The sequence below is a fragment of the Citrobacter sp. FDAARGOS_156 genome, from assembly GCF_001559235.2.
Classification (GTDB): domain Bacteria; phylum Pseudomonadota; class Gammaproteobacteria; order Enterobacterales; family Enterobacteriaceae; genus Citrobacter; species Citrobacter youngae.
The window spans coordinates 434,736-452,174 of the sequence record NZ_CP014030.2 but is presented as its reverse complement, the minus strand read 5'-3'; the positions used below and the strand labels follow the sequence as shown (position 1 = coordinate 452,174).

General features: G+C 53.3%; 20 protein-coding genes. 12 read left to right on the top strand and 8 right to left on the bottom strand.

All coding sequences use genetic code 11. The features are described 5' to 3' along the window. Positions 1 to 4: 4 nt before the first annotated feature. From fdoH to fdhE, 3 genes are read left to right on the top strand one after another with little or no spacing between them, the layout of a single operon-like run. Positions 5 to 907, top strand: coding sequence for a formate dehydrogenase O subunit beta (gene fdoH / locus AL515_RS02215; RefSeq protein WP_003028691.1), 903 nt, complete (start codon positions 5 to 7; stop codon positions 905 to 907). Then, positions 904 to 1,539, top strand: coding sequence for a formate dehydrogenase cytochrome b556 subunit (gene fdoI / locus AL515_RS02210; protein ID WP_061066955.1), 636 nt, complete (start codon positions 904 to 906; stop codon positions 1,537 to 1,539). Before fdoH ends, fdoI begins: the two co-directional genes overlap by 4 nt. Continuing rightward, positions 1,536 to 2,465: a formate dehydrogenase accessory protein FdhE gene (gene fdhE, locus AL515_RS02205; RefSeq protein ID WP_061066954.1), complete on the top strand. Its 930-nt coding sequence runs from the start codon at positions 1,536 to 1,538 to the stop codon at positions 2,463 to 2,465. The genes fdoI and fdhE overlap by 4 nt, the downstream gene beginning before the upstream one ends. Positions 2,466 to 2,501: 36 nt before the next feature. Here fdhE and AL515_RS02200 read toward each other — a convergent pair whose 3' ends face one another. Both AL515_RS02200 and AL515_RS02195 read right to left on the bottom strand, forming a co-directional pair. Next, a complete protein-coding gene (locus tag AL515_RS02200; protein WP_061066953.1) occupies positions 2,502 to 2,876 on the bottom strand; it encodes a type II toxin-antitoxin system VapC family toxin in 375 nt (124 codons plus the stop codon). Then, positions 2,876 to 3,118: a CopG family transcriptional regulator gene (locus AL515_RS02195; RefSeq protein WP_043018956.1), complete on the bottom strand. Its 243-nt coding sequence runs from the start codon at positions 3,116 to 3,118 to the stop codon at positions 2,876 to 2,878. Before AL515_RS02195 ends, AL515_RS02200 begins: the two co-directional genes overlap by 1 nt. A gap of 204 nt (positions 3,119 to 3,322) precedes the next feature. On the opposite strand from AL515_RS02195, the gene AL515_RS02190 reads away from it, so the two are divergent. From AL515_RS02190 to AL515_RS02180, 3 genes are all read left to right on the top strand, one after another. Then, positions 3,323 to 4,252 (top strand): alpha/beta hydrolase, encoded by a 930-nt coding sequence (locus tag AL515_RS02190; protein ID WP_061066952.1) that lies wholly within the window; start codon positions 3,323 to 3,325, stop codon positions 4,250 to 4,252. Positions 4,253 to 4,337: 85 nt separating this feature from the next. After that, on the top strand, positions 4,338 to 4,649 hold the full coding sequence (locus AL515_RS02185; protein WP_061066951.1) for a type II toxin-antitoxin system HigB family toxin: 312 nt from the start codon (positions 4,338 to 4,340) through the stop codon (positions 4,647 to 4,649). Beyond that, on the top strand, positions 4,646 to 5,092 hold the full coding sequence (locus AL515_RS02180) for a helix-turn-helix domain-containing protein (protein ID WP_048214030.1): 447 nt from the start codon (positions 4,646 to 4,648) through the stop codon (positions 5,090 to 5,092). The genes AL515_RS02185 and AL515_RS02180 overlap by 4 nt, the downstream gene beginning before the upstream one ends. An 11-nt stretch (positions 5,093 to 5,103) precedes the next feature. On the opposite strand, the gene fabY is transcribed toward AL515_RS02180, so the two are convergent. From fabY to AL515_RS02150, 6 genes are all read right to left on the bottom strand, one after another. Further along, positions 5,104 to 6,045 carry a fatty acid biosynthesis protein FabY gene (gene fabY / locus AL515_RS02175; RefSeq protein WP_048214031.1) on the bottom strand — a complete coding sequence of 314 codons (942 nt, stop codon included), beginning with the start codon at positions 6,043 to 6,045 and terminating at the stop codon, positions 5,104 to 5,106. Positions 6,046 to 6,089: 44 nt separating this feature from the next. After that, entirely contained in the window at positions 6,090 to 6,527 is a 438-nt protein-coding gene (gene dtd, locus AL515_RS02170; RefSeq protein WP_003028671.1) for a D-aminoacyl-tRNA deacylase, read from the bottom strand. Then, entirely contained in the window at positions 6,524 to 7,396 is an 873-nt protein-coding gene (locus AL515_RS02165; protein ID WP_048214032.1) for a virulence factor BrkB family protein, read from the bottom strand. Before AL515_RS02165 ends, dtd begins: the two co-directional genes overlap by 4 nt. Further along, complete coding sequence (yihX, locus tag AL515_RS02160; RefSeq protein WP_048214033.1) at positions 7,390 to 7,989, bottom strand: glucose-1-phosphatase; 600 nt, start codon at positions 7,987 to 7,989, stop codon at positions 7,390 to 7,392. The genes AL515_RS02165 and yihX overlap by 7 nt, the downstream gene beginning before the upstream one ends. A gap of 105 nt (positions 7,990 to 8,094) precedes the next feature. Next, positions 8,095 to 8,898: a DeoR/GlpR family DNA-binding transcription regulator gene (locus tag AL515_RS02155; RefSeq protein WP_003847907.1), complete on the bottom strand. Its 804-nt coding sequence runs from the start codon at positions 8,896 to 8,898 to the stop codon at positions 8,095 to 8,097. Between the two features lie 33 nt (positions 8,899 to 8,931). Continuing rightward, complete coding sequence (locus AL515_RS02150) at positions 8,932 to 9,828, bottom strand: sugar kinase (RefSeq protein WP_061066950.1); 897 nt, start codon at positions 9,826 to 9,828, stop codon at positions 8,932 to 8,934. Positions 9,829 to 9,994: 166 nt separating this feature from the next. Between AL515_RS02150 and yihU the strand changes: the two genes are divergently transcribed. Genes yihU through AL515_RS02120 form a run of 6 tightly spaced genes read left to right on the top strand, consistent with a single transcriptional unit; the run spans position 9,995 to position 17,407 of the window. Then, entirely contained in the window at positions 9,995 to 10,891 is an 897-nt protein-coding gene (gene yihU / locus AL515_RS02145) for a sulfolactaldehyde 3-reductase (RefSeq protein WP_061066949.1), read from the top strand. 10 nt (positions 10,892 to 10,901) lie between these two features. Further along, positions 10,902 to 11,777, top strand: coding sequence for a sulfofructosephosphate aldolase (yihT, locus tag AL515_RS02140; RefSeq protein WP_003028656.1), 876 nt, complete (start codon positions 10,902 to 10,904; stop codon positions 11,775 to 11,777). Between the two features lie 14 nt (positions 11,778 to 11,791). Next, positions 11,792 to 13,033: a sulfoquinovose isomerase gene (yihS, locus tag AL515_RS02135; protein ID WP_061066948.1), complete on the top strand. Its 1,242-nt coding sequence runs from the start codon at positions 11,792 to 11,794 to the stop codon at positions 13,031 to 13,033. A gap of 18 nt (positions 13,034 to 13,051) precedes the next feature. Beyond that, complete coding sequence (locus AL515_RS02130) at positions 13,052 to 13,894, top strand: aldose-1-epimerase (protein WP_061066947.1); 843 nt, start codon at positions 13,052 to 13,054, stop codon at positions 13,892 to 13,894. 48 nt (positions 13,895 to 13,942) lie between these two features. Continuing rightward, on the top strand, positions 13,943 to 15,979 hold the full coding sequence (locus AL515_RS02125) for an alpha-glucosidase (protein WP_061066946.1): 2,037 nt from the start codon (positions 13,943 to 13,945) through the stop codon (positions 15,977 to 15,979). Between the two features lie 45 nt (positions 15,980 to 16,024). Further along, positions 16,025 to 17,407: an MFS transporter gene (locus AL515_RS02120; RefSeq protein WP_003028647.1), complete on the top strand. Its 1,383-nt coding sequence runs from the start codon at positions 16,025 to 16,027 to the stop codon at positions 17,405 to 17,407. Positions 17,408 to 17,439: the final 32 nt, after the last annotated feature.

The following is a 17,439-nucleotide window of genomic DNA, read 5'->3' as shown; positions in this document are numbered from 1 at the left end:
ACCTATGGCTTATCAATCGCAAGACATCATTCGTCGTTCCGCCACTAACGGTTTCACCCCCGCGCCTCAGGCGCGGGACCATCAGGAAGAGGTGGCGAAGCTTATCGACGTCACCACCTGTATCGGCTGTAAAGCGTGTCAGGTGGCGTGTTCTGAATGGAACGACATCCGTGATGAAGTGGGCAACAACGTTGGGGTGTACGACAACCCGGCTGATTTGACCGCCAAATCCTGGACGGTGATGCGCTTCTCGGAAGTGGAACAAAACGACAAACTGGAGTGGCTTATCCGCAAGGATGGCTGTATGCACTGCGCCGATCCGGGCTGCCTGAAGGCGTGTCCGGCTGAAGGCGCAATCATTCAGTATGCCAACGGTATCGTCGACTTCCAGTCCGAGCAGTGCATCGGCTGTGGCTACTGCATCGCGGGCTGCCCGTTCGACGTACCGCGCCTCAATCCGGAAGACAACCGCGTCTACAAATGTACGCTGTGCGTTGACCGTGTTGTGGTCGGGCAAGAACCGGCCTGCGTGAAGACCTGCCCAACAGGCGCCATTCATTTCGGCACCAAAGAGTCGATGAAAACGCTGGCTGGCGAGCGTGTGGCGGAGCTGAAAACGCGTGGTTACGAAAACGCGGGTCTGTACGATCCAGCAGGCGTTGGCGGTACTCACGTCATGTACGTATTGCACCATGCTGACAAGCCGAATCTGTACCACGGCCTGCCGGAGAACCCGGAAATCAGCGCCACCGTGAAATTCTGGAAAGGCATCTGGAAACCTCTCGCAGCCGTCGGCTTTGCAGCGACATTTGCGGCCAGTATCTTCCATTACGTCGGTGTAGGCCCGAACCGCGCGGAAGAGGAAGAAGACAACCTGCATGAAGAAAAAGACGAGGTGCGCAAATGAAACGACGTGACACCATCGTGCGCTACACGGCGCCGGAACGCATCAACCACTGGGTAACCGCCTTCTGCTTCATTCTGGCGGCAGTGAGCGGGATGGGCTTTCTCTTCCCGTCTTTTAACTGGCTGATGCACATCATGGGCACCCCGCAACTGGCGCGAATTGTGCACCCGTTTGTCGGCGTGATCATGTTTGCCTCGTTTATCATCATGTTTTTCCGTTACTGGCACCACAATCTAATCAATCGGGATGATATCTTTTGGGCGAAGAATATTCGTAAGATTGTCGTCAACGAGGAAGTAGGTGACACGGGACGTTATAACTTCGGCCAGAAATGCGTATTCTGGGCGGCGATTATCTTCCTGGTCCTGTTGCTGGTGAGCGGAGTGGTCATCTGGCGTCCGTATTTTGCACCTGCTTTCTCAATCCCGGTGATCCGATTCGCGTTAATGCTGCATTCATTTGCCGCAGTAGCGTTAATTGTGGTTATCATGGTGCACATTTACGCCGCCCTTTGGGTGAAAGGCACCATTACCGCGATGGTGGAAGGATGGGTTACCAGTTCATGGGCGAAGAAACATCACCCGCGCTGGTACCGTGAAGTCCGCCAGAAACAGGAAAAGTCATCTGAATGAGTATTCGCATAATCCCGCAAGATGAGCTGGAGAAGAGCGAGAAACGCACGGCGGATATGATTCCGCCGTTATTATTCCCCAGACTCAAAAATTTGTATAACCGCCGCGCTGAGCGCCTGCGCGAGCTGGCCGAGAACAACCCGCTGGGCGATTACCTGCGCTTTGCCGCGCTGATCGCCCACGCGCAGGAAGTGGTGCTGTACGACCATCCGCTGCAGATGGATCTGACCGCGCGCATCAAAGAAGCGAACGATCAGGGCAAACCGCCGCTGGATATCCACGTCCTGCCACGCGACAAGCACTGGCAAAAGCTGCTGCAGTCGTTGATTGCTGAGCTGAAGCCAGAGATGAGCGGTCCGGCGCTCGCCGTGATCGAGAATCTGGAAAAAGCCTCAGAGCAGGAACTGGAGCTGATGGCCAGCGCGCTGTTTGCCTCTGATTTTTCCTCCGTCAGCAGCGACAAAGCACCGTTCATTTGGGCTGCCCTGTCGCTCTACTGGGCGCAGATGGCAAGCCTGATCCCCGGCAAAGCCCGTGCGGAATACGGTGAACAGCGTCAGTACTGCCCGGTGTGTGGTTCAATGCCGGTCTCCAGCATGGTGCAAATCGGTACCACCCAGGGTCTGCGTTATCTGCACTGCAACCTGTGCGAAACCGAGTGGCACGTGGTGCGCGTGAAGTGCAGCAACTGCGAGCAGAGCCGTGATTTGAACTACTGGTCACTGGATAACGAACAGGCGGCAATCAAAGCTGAAAGCTGCGGCGACTGCGGGACTTACCTGAAGATTCTCTATCAGGAAAAAGACCCGAAAGTCGAAGCCGTGGCCGACGATCTCGCTTCACTGATGCTGGACGCGCACATGGAGCAAGAGGGCTTTGCCCGCAGCTCCATCAACCCGTTCCTGTTCCCGGGTGAAGGGGAGTAAGTTCTTCGCACTACCGGGCGGCGTAAGTCGCCCGGGTTATAATGTATACGGTGTGACCACACCGGGTAGGCCTGCAAAATCCTTAGTATTTCGCGTAACCAGCGTAAGACGATGAATCTGTGCTGTTGCCAAAATAATGGCATCCGGCAATTTCATCCCATATTCCTGTCTGATACTCACGCTTCGTTCAGCAATATCCTGTGAAACGCCGATCACGTTAAAAGCACCTAGCGCAACACGAGTACGGGCTTCCTGATGGTATTTTTTTGCACCCACCATCACCTCCATCCATGTAATGAGGCTGATTGCATTCTGCGGCGGCCATGTTTCTATCGCTTGCTTTGCTTCACTCCGTCCACTAAACAGGTCGATGAGGATGTTGGTGTCAAAAAGTGCGGATCCTTTGACCATTACCATTCCTCACGAAGTTTGCGTTGGTACTCAACGCCATCTTCCTCACAGCCTTGCCACAGCCCAAGAGCACGTGAAATTGTGGTTTCAGCCTGATCCTGCCTCTCAAGATACTGTTCAACGGCCTCCCGCAAAAGTTCTGCTCGCGGCAGGTTGCGCTGCACCTTGAGATCATCAAGACGTTTAATCACTTCATCTGATAAATCGAGTAAAATTCTGCCCATATCCATCCCAGCCATCATACTCATATATACCTCCAGTATATCATCAGCGATTAATTTCCACACAACATACACCTGAAAAATGCGAGAAAATAGCCTCCACGCGAACGATTTTTACTTTTGCGAGCCGCTTTCCAGAATCATACCCCCCCTATTTTTCCCATTTTCATTCTTAGTAATCCAGGTTATAAACCTGTATATCCATACAGATAAAGGGAAGTGAAAATGGCACTGGAAAGTGGGATTGCACAGTTGGTTGAGGCATTTATCGCGGCGGGACGCCCTTCTTCCCGTGAGCAGAATATTGATGACCGGAGAGCGGCCTATATTGCCAGTACAGCGCTGGCCGGAGAAACTGAAACCCGCGTACAGGTTGAAGATATTGAACTCGATGCCATGGCATTTCGCGTTATTTCGCCGCGGGGCAGCACGGGAAATCTCCCCTGCGTTATCTATTATCACGGCGGCTGCTTTGTCAGCGGTGGATTTGCCACACATGATAACCAGCTAAGGCAACTCGCCTGGTACAGCGGTTGTCGGGTCATTGCGGTACAGTATCGCCTCGCACCAGAGCATACCTTCCCGGCAGCACATAACGATGCTGAAACCGGGGCCAACATTATCTGGAAGTATGCCCAGAAACTGGGAGTAGACCGGGACAAAATTACGCTTGCTGGCGACAGCGCAGGTGGACACCTGGCGCTGGTCACCGCACTACGCCTGAAAGCTACCAGGCAATGGCAACCTACGCAGCTTATGCTGATCTACCCAATGCTGGACGCAACCGCCAGCTTTGCGAGCTATGACCATAATGGACGGGATTACATTATCACTCGCGACACACTGCTTTCGGGCTACGAAATGTATATGCCGAAAACCGATCCATTACATCCCGAAGTCAGCCCACTCTGGCGCAAAGACTTCAACGGTTTACCGCCCACGCACATCATTACTGCTGAATTTGACCCACTGTGCGATGAAGGAGAGGCTCTGTTTCACCAGCTCCAGAAGCAAGGTGTGGACTGCACCTGTCAGCGCTATCCCGGCGTTATCCACGGATTTTTTCAGTTAGGAGGCGTAAGCCAGACAGCGCGAAACGCAATGCGCGACGTGGCCTGGCGTGTTAAAAGCCCATCAGCGGAGATAATTTCTTAATATTCAATGTTGTTTTCAACTTGAAAACATGATGGCATTGCGTTAGATTGTTTTCAGGTTGAAAACTATGTAATGGAACTACATCGTGCATGTTATCAGCCGAAAACCATTCAATGAGGGTATGCTCATGTATCCAAACCATGGGCTTGCTCTCTCTGAGTTGCTGAATGTTTTGGAGAAAAAAACATTCTATCACCCTGAAGAGATGAAACAGTATATTCCTTCTCTTGATAATTTTAAGTACAGGAATAAATGGTGGGTAATTGATGTTTCTGGTAACAACCTGAGACTCATTGCCTACATAGATTTCAGGTTACATAAGGTATTTGTGAAGCATATCGTTCTCCACGCCGAATATGACAAACTGACAGAATATTATCGGGGCCATAAAGAATGAGATCTCATCGTCATATGGACGCAGCCAGCGCAAAAAAGATCGTTGATACCTTCAGTTGTGCTGTAAAAACGATCCCTCTTTTGGGGGAAGAACGCAATGAAACGGAGTATCGAAGGGCACTAGCGCTAGTAGAGTTTCTGGTTGACCACGACGATCTTGAAAACCCACTATTTGAATTACTTAGTGCCCGAATCAGTGAATACGAAAAACATGCACCAGAATTCAGAGCGCTCAATCAACACCTGAAACAAATTCCCCCTGGCGTTTCCGTATTGCGTACGCTCATGGATCAGTACGGATTAAAAGCCACCGACCTCGCCAACGAACTTGGTTCTAAATCGAACGTCAGCAACATCCTAAATGGCCGTAGAGCACTGACTGTAAGCCATATTAAAGCGCTTGCAGAACGCTTTAAACTTCCGGCAGATGCATTTATCGAGTAGAGGGTATCCCCCTACTCTTCCTCGTTACCGCCTTCTTCATATGCGCCAAACGGTTTCGCAGGTAGCACAATGTAAGTACCTTCAAACACGACGCCCGCCGTGTCATCGCCAAATACCCCGACCTGCATCTGCACGCGCGCCTTGCGGCCTCTTGCCAGACGATCAAGGTCACCGCTCAGCGAGCCCAGATCGGCAATAGCAGTTGGTTTCCCGGTGATTGGCCTGCTGTATCGGATATGCGCGTCGGCGAGGATAATCGTTCCCCCCAGATGACGCTCACGCAGCATCAGCCAGATAAGTCCCCAGCCCGTTAGCGTCGCCAGTGAAAACAGGCTTCCGGCAAACAGCGTGTGGTGCGGATTCTGATTGCCCGTCTCGGGCATCGTGGTAATAAATTTCTGCCCGGTGTACTGCTGAATACGCACGCCCATTTTCTCACTCAATGGAATATGTTCGTACCAGGCTTGCTGTAGCTGTCCGCACCAGTCACCGCGATGGAGAATATCGTCCAGCGTCGCAATGGGCTTAATCATCAAAAAGTGGCGCACCGGCGTGGTTTGCGGTGTGGTGATTTCCCCCTGGCTCACAAAACCGAGCTTGGCGAAAAATTCGACCGCATCTTCACGGGCGCTACAGGTGACGCGCTTTACCCCTTCCTGACGTGCCACAGACTCCAGAGTCATCGCCATCAGCGTGCCCAACCCTTTCTCTTGCACGGAGGGATCTACGGCCATAAAACGTATGGAGGCTTCGTTATCCGCATTGATATACAAACGCCCTACCGCAACCAGATTCCCCTCTTCGTCCACCACCATCTGGTGATGCGCCATCGCGTCCCAGGCATCCCGTTCGGAGCCTTTTGGCTGGTGCAATGGTTTACGCAGCATCTCCCAGCGAAACTGGTAGTAGCGCTCCAATTCTTCTTCTGTTTGTGGTACTCGAAGGTGATACATAGTTGTATTCTCTCTTGTTACCCGCGGCCATACCGGTAGCTGGTTCATACTTGTAACCAGAACGTCACGGGGCCATCATTAACCAGCGAAACCTGCATATCAGCAGCGAATCGCCCGGTTTGCGTATTCATTTCCTGTTGGCGGCAACGCTCAACAAAGTACTCATACAGCGCTTCTGCCCGCTCGGGTGCTGCGCCTTTCGAAAACCCCGGGCGCATGCCGCGTTCGGTATCTGCCGCCAGCGTAAACTGTGAAACCACCAGCACGCTGCCGCCTGACTGCTGCACGTTGAGGTTCATTTTGCCTTCGGCATCGCTAAAGATTCGATAGCCGAGTACGCGCTCGCACAGGCGGTTCGCTTTCTGTTCGTCATCATCCCTTTCGACACCTAACAGGACCAAAAGTCCTGGGCCAATTTCACCCGTCACCTCGCCCTCCACGGTGACGCTGGCACGGGTTACGCGCTGAATTAATGCAATCATGGTTGCTCTGCTTCTTCTTGTTCTGCGGCTTGTTTAAGTTTGCGGTATTCCCCGAGAGTGACAGTTATTTCCGCGCCTAGCAAGACGATACACCACGTCCAGTAAACCCAGACGAATAAAATGGGGATCACCGCCAGGACGCCGTAAATGAGCTGATAAGACGGGAACATCGTGATGTAGAGCGCAAATCCTTTCTTCCCGGCTTCGAACAACACGGCGGCCACAAAGGCACCAATAACCGCATCACGGTTGGGTACACGCGTAGTCGGTACGATGCTGTAAAGCAGCCAGAACGAGAGCCAGGAAAGCACCAGCGGGAAAATACGCAGGACGTTATCAATCACCGTGTTAAGATCGCTGGCCCAGCGCAATGACAACAGATAAGAGCTGATCGCCAGACTGGCTCCCGCCAGCAGCGGCCCCAGCGTTAAAATCATCCAGTAGACGGCGAAAGAGTAAACTTTGGGACGCGTGCGCCTGCTGCGCCAGATAGTATTCAGCGCGTTATCAATGGCATACATCAGCAATAATGCTGTGACAATCAGCCCGCATGCCCCGACTGCCGTCATTTTGTTCGAATTGGCGACAAACTGTTCGATATAACGTTGAATGACGTCTCCCGTCGCCGGGATAAAGTTTGCGAAAATAAAATGACGTAACTGGACACTGACGTCGGAAAACATCGGAAATGCGGCGAAAAGCGCAAATACGACGGCAATAAGCGGCACTAATGAGAGCAATGAAACGTAGGCAAGATTCCCTGCCAGCGTCGTCATGTTGTCCTCATCAATCCGCTGCCATAGTAGCTTCAACCAGTCTCGTACAGGACGCGTATGATGCCTGGCCTGTTGCCGAACATTTTTTAGCATAACAACGTCGCGAAATAGTCAGGAATCGTCTTTTTATCGACGACCTGGATACTGGTGATCCCTAACCGGTTAGCCCCTTCAATATTATCGGCGTTATCGTCAAAAAAGACCGCATCCTGCGCAGAAAAACCTTCAGACTGCAGGACGTGCTGGTAAATTCGCGCTTCCGGTTTACGCATGCCCAGGTCCTGGGAAAGATAAATATGGTCAGCAGCCTGACGGATCTCGGGGTATTCATCCGGCCAAAACGTGGTGTGCAGGCGGTTAGTATTTGATAACACAACGACACGATGCCCCTGCTCACGCAGCTTATGCATGATGTCGATAACCTCAGGGCGCAAGGCGACAAACACGGCCTGCCAGCCGTGAGAGAACTGCTCGTAACTTAGCGGCAGCGCCATCTCGTGACATAGCGCCTCGGCAAAGGCTTCATCCGTTATTTCGCCTCGCTCGTGCTGGTGAAAAGCCTCCCCCATGGTGAAACTTTGCTTTAGCGAAGCCAACGGTACACGACTTAGATCGCTCCATGTGCCCAACACGCGGTTGAAGTCGATATCGACAATCACATTACCCAAATCAAAGATATAGAGCATGCCCTTCTCCTTATTCGCCGTGGATGAATAACTGTAGCGGGAAAGGAGAAGTTTGACTATGCGAGAGTGATGGCGGCGAAGTTATCGGGCCATCATTGGGAAGAATTACACGGCCAGAGCATCATCCTGTGAAGGACTCACCTGCACAATTTCTACCTGCTGTGACTGGAGTAAATTGTGCAATGCCGGACCTGGGTATTCATCAGTAAACAGCGCAGTCACCTGAGACACGTTACCAATTTCTACCGCGGCAGAAGCCGTATATTTCGTATGATCCGCTGCCAGCAGAATGTGTCTTGAATGGGACATCATCGTTTTCACTACGCTGGCCTCGTTAACATCAAACTCCAGCAGCGCGCCGTCACTTTCAATCGCGCCAACGCTGGTAACCAGGTAGTCGGCCCGAAAATCAGCGACAAATGCCGAGGCAGAAGGACCAATGATGCCGCTGTTGTGCGGGCGTAACGTTCCCCCCGGCACCATGACTTCAAAACGCGGATTGTTATACAGAATATGCGCCACGCGCAGGCTGTTGGTGATGATGCGCAAATGGTTATGGTTTAACAGCGCGCGGGCCACCTGCTCCACGGTGGTGCCTATGGTAATAAACACCGTCGAACCGTCAGGAATATAGTCAGCCACCGCCTCCGCGATGGCTTTCTTCTCTTCCGTCCACGAGACTTCACGCTGCTCAAACGCCGTATTCACCACGCTGGAGGCTCTGCCCGCCCCACCATGATGACGCGTAATTAATCCCTGCTCGCTGAGTTTACGAATATCACGACGCACGGTCTGCGTGGACACGTCCAGCAGGCTGGCCAGCTCGTCGATATTCATATAACCGCGCTCGCTAATCAGCATCAACAGCTGATCGTGCCGCGGGTTACCGGTCAGTTCGGTAAGACTCATGAAATTTCCTCGAAAAACCATTGCCCTGGCATTTTATACAAAAAGTGACAGAAAAGATCGGGTTTGATCACAGTCAGGGATTCCAGCCCTTCCTCCCGGACGCGTGCATTTTAGCGCAGCAACCCCACTGGCGAACCTGACCGCGTCTTCCGGGGCATCACCACCCGCCAGGCTGAATGCAAGCGCACCGTGGAAAACATCCCCAGCTCCCGTAGTATCCACAACATCGACTTTAAATCCAGATTGATGCTGCAACGTATTATTTTTTATCCAGTCACAGCCCTCACTGCCACGCGTCACATAAACATGACCATTTGTGAGCGTTTGCGATTTTTTTAGTCCAACGACAGGATCGGTTATCCCGGTTAAACGCGCCAGACCCGGTTCAGAGAACGCCGCATGATCGCTCAACGCCACCAGCTCACTGATATCTTGTGGCGTGACGTCACCATCCAGTACCGTCATCACTCCCGCCCGACGCGCCAGCATGAACGCCTGCCTGGCGCCTTCGTGCCAGCGAACATCCGCCAGAACCACATCCCACTGCGAAAAATCGATCTCGTTGAGCCAGTCAGCGTCATGCAGTAAGTCCGGGCTGGGGTAGTTAACGATAATACGCTCCCCTTGCGCATCCACCATAATCGCCGATTGTGAAGACTTTGCCCCCGTATAGCGCCGGGTGTAGCGGGTGTTTACCCCCAGGGATTCCAGCTCCGCCAGCAGGCTGTTTCCGGTGTCGTCATCGCCCACACGGCCAATAAAGTCCACCTGCGCGCCCAGCTTCGCTGCAGCCACTGCGGCCGTTGCAGCAGGCCCGCCGCCCACTTCGGTATAGCGCTTCGCCACATATTTACCTCCTTCAGTCGGTAAACCTTCTACGTAATAGATGCGATCCATCACGGTAATACCCACACAAGCAACATGAATCATGGTCATTCCTTAGGCGTTTCAAGATGGGATCATTTTAATTTCACAAAATGTTTAAAAAGTGACGGCTGTCAATTTTTTGACCATAAATTACAAATACGATCAAAAACAGACAAAAACAAACGACCTTAAATGACAAAAAATGACATCCACGTCTCAGGAGAACGTTATGGCAGTTATAGCATTTATCGGATTAGGTCAGATGGGTTCACCCATGGCGAGCAACTTGCTGAAGCAGGGTCATCAACTCAGCGTCTTTGACGTTAACCCGGATGCCGTTCAGCGCCTGGTGGAAAAAGGAGCCCAACCTGCCAACAGCCCGGCTCAGGCAGCAAAAGGGGCAGAATTTGTTATCACAATGCTGCCAAACGGCGATCTGGTGCGCAGCGTACTGTTCGGCGAGCAGGGTATCTGTGAAAGCCTTTCCCCACAGGCATTAGTGATTGATATGTCGACTATTCACCCACTGCAAACCGACAAACTGATCGCCGATATGCGTGCCAAAGGCTTCGACATGATGGATTGCCCGGTTGGACGTACCTCCGATCACGCTATCGCGGGAACGCTGTTATTGCTGGCGGGTGGCACGGCGGAGCAGGTAGAACGCGCCACACCGGTTCTGATGGCGATGGGTAATGAATTGATCAACGCAGGCGGTCCCGGTATGGGCATTCGCGTCAAGCTCATCAATAACTACATGAGCATCGCGTTAAACGCCCTGTCTGCCGAAGCCGCCGTGTTGTGCGAAGCGCTCGGCCTCTCCTTCGATGTGGCCTTGCAAGTCATGAGCGGCACTCCCGCCGGGAAAGGCCACTTCACTACATCATGGCCGAACAAAGTGCTGAAAGGCGATCTTTCCCCGGCCTTCATGATCGATTTAGCTCACAAGGATCTTGGCATCGCGCTGGACGTTGCCAACCAACTACATGTGCCGATGCCGCTCGGTGCCGCATCCCGCGAAGTCTATAACCAGGCACGCACCGCTGGCCGTGGCCGGGAAGACTGGACGGCCATTCTTGAACAGGTTCGCGCATCCGCCGGGCTAAATAAACACACAGATAAGTAAGGACTGAACAATGACGAAGTACACCCTGAAAGATATTACCCGCGCTTCCGGCGGTTTTGCCATGCTGGCAGTCGATCAGCGCGAAGCCATGCGCTTAATGTTTGCCGCAGCGGGTGCAAAATCCCCGGTCAATGACAGCGTGCTGACCGATTTCAAAGTCAATGCGGCAAAGATCCTGTCCCCCTATGCCTCCGCCATTCTGGTCGATCAGCAGTTCTGCTACCGCCAGGTTGTAGAGCAAAACGCGGTAGCCAAAAGCTGCGCCATGATTGTGGCCGCTGATGAGTTTATTCCGGGTAACGGAATTCCGGTCGATAGCGTAGTGATTGATAAAAAAATCAACCCGCAGGCTGTGAAGCAAGATGGTGCCAAGGCTCTCAAACTGCTGGTGCTGTGGCGTAGCGATGAAGATGCCCAACAGCGTCTGGACATGGTGAAAGAATTCAATGAGCTATGCCATTCCAATGGGCTGCTGAGCATCATCGAGCCGGTTGTTCGCCCACCGCGTCGTGGCGATAAGTTCTGCCGTGAACAGGCCATCATCGATGCCGCGAAAGAGCTGGGCGATAGCGGTGCCGATCTCTACAAGGTCGAAATGCCGCTGTACGGCAAAGGAACCCAACAGGAATTGCTTAGCGCCTCTCAGCGCCTGAATGAAAACATCAACATGCCGTGGGTCATTCTCTCCTCTGGTGTGGATGAAAAACTGTTCCCACGCGCGGTCAGCGTAGCAATGACCGCAGGCGCATCCGGCTTCCTGGCCGGGCGTGCGGTCTGGTCATCCGTTGTGGGCCTGCCGGATACCGAACTGATGCTGCGTGATGTTTCCGCACCGAAGTTGCAGCGTCTGGGCGATATCGTCGACGAAATGATGGCCCGCCGCTAATAGAGGATCAAAGCATGAAATGGTTTAACACCCTAAGCCACAACCGCTGGCTGGAACAAGAAACCGATCGCATCTTTAACTTTGGTAAGAACGCAGCGGTGCCCACCGGGTTTGGTTGGTTAGGAAACAGTGGTCAGGTCAGAGCGGATATGGGAACACATCTGTGGATCACCGCCCGCATGCTGCACGTCTATTCCGTTGCCGCCTCCATGGGTCGCCCTGGTGCATATCAACTCGTCGACCACGGCATTAAGGCACTGAACGGCGCGCTACGCGACACACGCTATGGCGGTTGGTACGCCTGCGTCAATGACGAAGGCGTGATGGATGCCTCCAAACAGGGTTATCAGCATTTCTTCGTTTTACTTGGCGCGGCAAGCGCGGTCACTACCGGTCATCCACAGGCCAGAAAATTGCTGGATGATGCCATCGAGGTGATAGAGAAGTACTTCTGGAGCGAAGACGAACAAATGTGCCTGGAGTCCTGGGACGAAGCCTTCAGCCAGACAGAAGATTATCGCGGCGGCAACGCTAACATGCACGCGGTCGAGGCTTTCCTGATCGTGTATGACGTTACTCATGACCGTAAATGGCTCGATCGCGCACTGCGTATCGCTTCGGTGATTATTCACGACGTGGCCCGTAGCGGGGAGTACCGCGTCAACGAGCACTTCGATTCACAGTGGAATCCAATCCGCGATTACAACAAGGACAACCCAGCTCACCGTTTTCGCGCCTACGGTGGCACGCCGGGTCACTGGATCGAGTGGGGCCGCCTGATGCTGCATCTACATGCCGCGCTGGAAGCTCGCTTCGAAACGCCTCCTGCCTGGCTGCTGGAAGATGCAAAAGGACTTTTCCACGCCACTATCCGCGACGCCTGGGCACCGGACGGCGCAGACGGTTTTGTCTATTCGGTGGATTGGGACGGCACACCGATCGTTCGCGAAAGAGTGCGCTGGCCGATAGTCGAAGCGATGGGCACCGCCTACGCCCTGTACACCCTCACAGGCGACAGCCAGTACGAAGCCTGGTACCAGAAATGGTGGGATTACTGCATCACCTACCTGATGGATTACGAGACCGGTTCATGGTGGCAGGAGCTGGACACCGATAACAAGGTGACCACCAAAGTCTGGGACGGCAAGCAGGACATTTATCACCTGCTGCACTGCCTGGTGATCCCGCGTCTGCCGCTGGCTCCGGGCCTTGCTCCGGCTGTTGCCGCCGGTCTGCTGGATATCAACGCTAAATAAGTAACAAGGTGGGCTGCCATGCATAGCGGTGGAAAAACCATTCATCTTCAGGCCGGACACTATCAGGCGAAAATCGTCACGGTTGGCGCTGGGCTAGCGAAATTGACGCACCGTGGGCGTCATATCGTTATTCCCCACAAACCGGAAGAAATGCCGCTGGCACACTTAGGGAAAGTGTTAATCCCCTGGCCAAACCGCGTTGTAGACGGCAGCTATCACTATAACGGCAAGGATTACCAGCTTGCCGTTAACGACTCAGTTTCACATACCGCCATTCATGGGTTACTGGCCTGGCGGGACTGGCAGATTACCCAGCAGTCGGCATCGGAAGTGTCGCTGACGATTTTTCTGCCGCCTTCTTATGGTTATCCCTTTGCGCTGGTTTCAGAGGTGATTTACCGACTGGAGGCAACCCGTGGACTGCACGTTTTTATCCACACACAGAATGTGGGGGACGAAATCGCGCCGTATGGCGCGGGAGCACATCCCTACTTGACCTGCAATCTGCAACCCATTGATGACTGTGAATTAACACTCCCGGTGAGTGAAGAAACATGTGATGAACGATATTTCACCACGCCGCAACGCATTGCGCAGACCGCTATCGACCATACGTTCAGGACTCTGCCACCTGACGATGAGTGGGAAGTCAGGATGACCAGCCCATCGCAAAACATGTCCACTTTTTTACGCAGCCACCAGCCCTGGTTGCAAGTGTATACCGGCGAAAAATTAGCACGGCGTGGCCTGGCGGTTGAACCGATGACCTGCCCGCCAGACGCCTTTAACTCCGGAATTAGCCTGATTCATCTCGCGCCCGGAGAACAACATCAGATGCATTTTTTAATCGGCAGTGAATAACAGATTTCCGACAAATTACCGAATTACCCTATTTTTACGGAGACAATAATGAATTCGCTACAACGACGGTCAACCGCCTTAGAACTCACATCATTACCTGATGGATTTGCTTTAACGTACCACCAGCGCCTGATTTTACGCCACAGCACAGAAACGCCCTGCCTGTGGATCGGCGCTGGCGTTGCCGACATTGACATGTTTCGCGGCAACTTCAGCATTAAAGACAAGCTCAATGAGAAAATTGCCCTGACTGACGCCACGGTCAGCGAGTCGCCTGACGGCTGGCGGGTGCATTTCAGCCGCGGTGATACCATCAACGCCACGCTGCATATTTCCACCGATGAACAGGGTCGCCTGAAGCTGGATCTGCACAACGGCGATCTCAACCATAACCGCATTTGGCTGCGACTGGCCGCTAATCCAGACGATCATATCTACGGCTGCGGCGAACAGTTCTCTTACTTCGACTTACGCGGTAAACCTTTCCCGCTGTGGACCAGCGAACAGGGCGTGGGCCGTAATAAAAACAGCTATGTCACCTGGCAGGCAGATTGCAAAGAGAACGCCGGCGGCGACTACTACTGGACCTTCTTCCCGCAACCGACCTTCGTCAGCACGCAGAAGTACTACTGCCACGTTGATAACAGTTGCTATATGAATTTCGACTTCAGCGCGCCGGAGTATCACGAACTGGCGCTGTGGGAGGACAAAACCACCCTGCGTTTTGAATGCGCTGATACCTACATCTCTCTGCTGGAAAAATTGACTGCACTGTTAGGACGCCAGCCGGAGCTGCCGGACTGGATCTACGATGGCGTCACGCTCGGTATTCAGGGCGGTACTGAGGTTTGCCAGAGCAAACTGGACACCATGCGTAACGCAGGCGTGAAAGTAAACGGCATCTGGGCGCAGGACTGGTCTGGCATCCGTATGACCTCCTTTGGCAAGCGCGTGATGTGGAACTGGAAATGGAACAGCGACAATTATCCGCAGTTGGATAGCCGTATTAAGCAGTGGAAAGAAGAAGGCGTGCAGTTCCTCTCCTACATCAACCCGTATGTTGCCAGCGATAAAGATCTCTGTGCCGAAGCGGCCAAACACGGTTACCTGGCGAAAGATGCATCCGGCGGCGATTACCTCGTAGAGTTTGGCGAGTTTTACGGCGGCGTGGTCGATCTGACCAACCCGGAAGCCTACGACTGGTTCAAAGAGGTCATCAAGAAAAACATGATCGAACTGGGCTGTGGCGGCTGGATGGCAGATTTTGGCGAATACCTGCCGACAGATACGTATCTGCACAACGGCGTCAGCGCCGAGATCATGCACAACGCCTGGCCCGCACTGTGGGCGAAATGTAACTACGAAGCGCTACAGGAGACCGGCAAACTCGGCGAGATCCTGTTCTTTATGCGTGCGGGTTACACCGGTAGCCAGAAATACTCCACCATGATGTGGGCGGGCGATCAGAACGTGGACTGGAGCCTTGACGACGGTCTGGCTTCCGTCGTTCCTGCGGCGCTGTCGCTGGCGATGACCGGTCACGGTCTGCACCACAGCGATATCGGCGGCTACACCACCCTGTTTGACATGAAACGCAGCAAAGAACTGCTGCTGCGCTGGTGTGACTTCAGCGCCTTCACGCCGATGATGCGCACCCACGAAGGTAACCGCCCAGGCGATAACTGGCAGTTTGATGGTGATGCTGAAACCATCGCCCACTTTGCACGAATGACCACCGTGTTTACCACCCTGAAACCGTATCTCAAACAGGCCGTCGCGCAAAACAGCGCTACCGGTCTGCCGGTGATGCGCCCGCTGTTCCTGCATTACGAAGACGATGCGCGGACCTATACCCTGAAATATCAGTATCTGCTGGGACAAGATCTGCTGGTTGCGCCGGTTCACGAACAAGGCAAGTCCGACTGGACCCTGTATCTGCCGGAAGATAGCTGGATAAATGTCTGGACCGGGGAAACTTACCAGGGCGGTGAAATTACCGTGGATGCGCCTATTGGCAAGCCTCCGGTGTTTTATCGCGCGAAGAGTGAATGGGCGTCACTGTTTGCCACTTTACGCAACATCTAATACGGCTCGCCCGCGGGGAAACTCGCGGGCACATGGAGAATAATAATGAGTCAGACCTCTTCTAATCCGGCAACCCTACGCTTGCCGTTCAAAGAAAAACTCGCCTATGGGATGGGTGATTTAGGTTCCAATATCCTGCTGGACATAGGTACGCTCTATTTACTCAAGTTTTATACCGATGTTCTTGGTTTACCTGGAACTTATGGCGGTATCATTTTCCTTATCGCCAAGTTTTTTACCGCGTTTACCGATATGGGGACTGGGATTATGCTCGACTCGCGCCGCAAAATCGGCCCGAAAGGCAAATTCCGCCCGTTCGTTCTGTATGCCGCGTTTCCGGTGACGCTGCTGGCGATTGCGAACTTTGTCGGTACACCATTTGAAGTCACCGGTAAAACGGTGATGGCAACGGTACTGTTTATGCTGTACGGACTGTTCTTCAGTATGATGAACTGCTCTTACGGTGCGATGGTCCCCGCGATCACCAAAAACCCGGACGAACGCGCCTCGCTGGCTGCCTGGCGACAGGGCGGAGCCACTCTTGGCTTGCTGCTGTGCACCGTCGGCTTTGTTCCAGTAATGAACCTGATCGAAGGCAACTCTCAGTTGGGCTATATCTTCGCCGCCACCTTGTTCTCTCTGTTCGGCCTGCTGTTCATGTGGCTGTGCTATGCCGGGGTAAAAGAACGCTACGTAGAAGTGAAACCCGTTGATGCCGCGCAAAAACCGGGATTGCTGCAATCCTTCCGCGCCATCGCAGGTAACCGCCCGCTGTTTATTCTGTGCGTTGCCAACCTTTGCACACTTGGCGCGTTTAACGTCAAGCTGGCGATTCAGGTCTATTACACCCAGTACGTACTGAACGACCCGATCCTCCTTTCGTGGATGGGCTTTTTCAGCATGGGCTGTATCTTCATCGGTGTCTTCTTGATGCCGGGAATGGTCAGACGTTTCGGCAAGAAAAAGGTCTACATCGGCGGTTTGTTGATTTGGGTCGCGGGCGATCTGCTGAACTACTTCTTTGGCGGCGGTTCCGTCAGCTTTGTCGCTTTCTCGTGCCTGGCGTTCTTCGGCTCAGCATTCGTCAACAGCCTGAACTGGGCACTGGTCTCTGACACGGTGGAATATGGCGAATGGCGTACCGGCGTTCGTTCGGAAGGAACGGTATACACCGGCTTCACTTTCTTTCGTAAAGTGTCACAAGCGCTGGCGGGATTCTTCCCCGGCTGGATGCTAACGCAAATCGGCTATGTCCCCAACGTGGTGCAATCTGCCAGTACGGTCGAAGGATTGCGTCAGCTGATCTTTATTTATCCCTGCGCGTTGGCGGTGATCACCATTGTAGCTATGGGCTGTTTCTACAACCTTAACGAGAAGATGTATGTCCGTATCGTTGAAGAGATAGAAGCGCGTAAACAAACCGTTTGATAATAATAATGAATAGCGCTCTACGGGGCGCT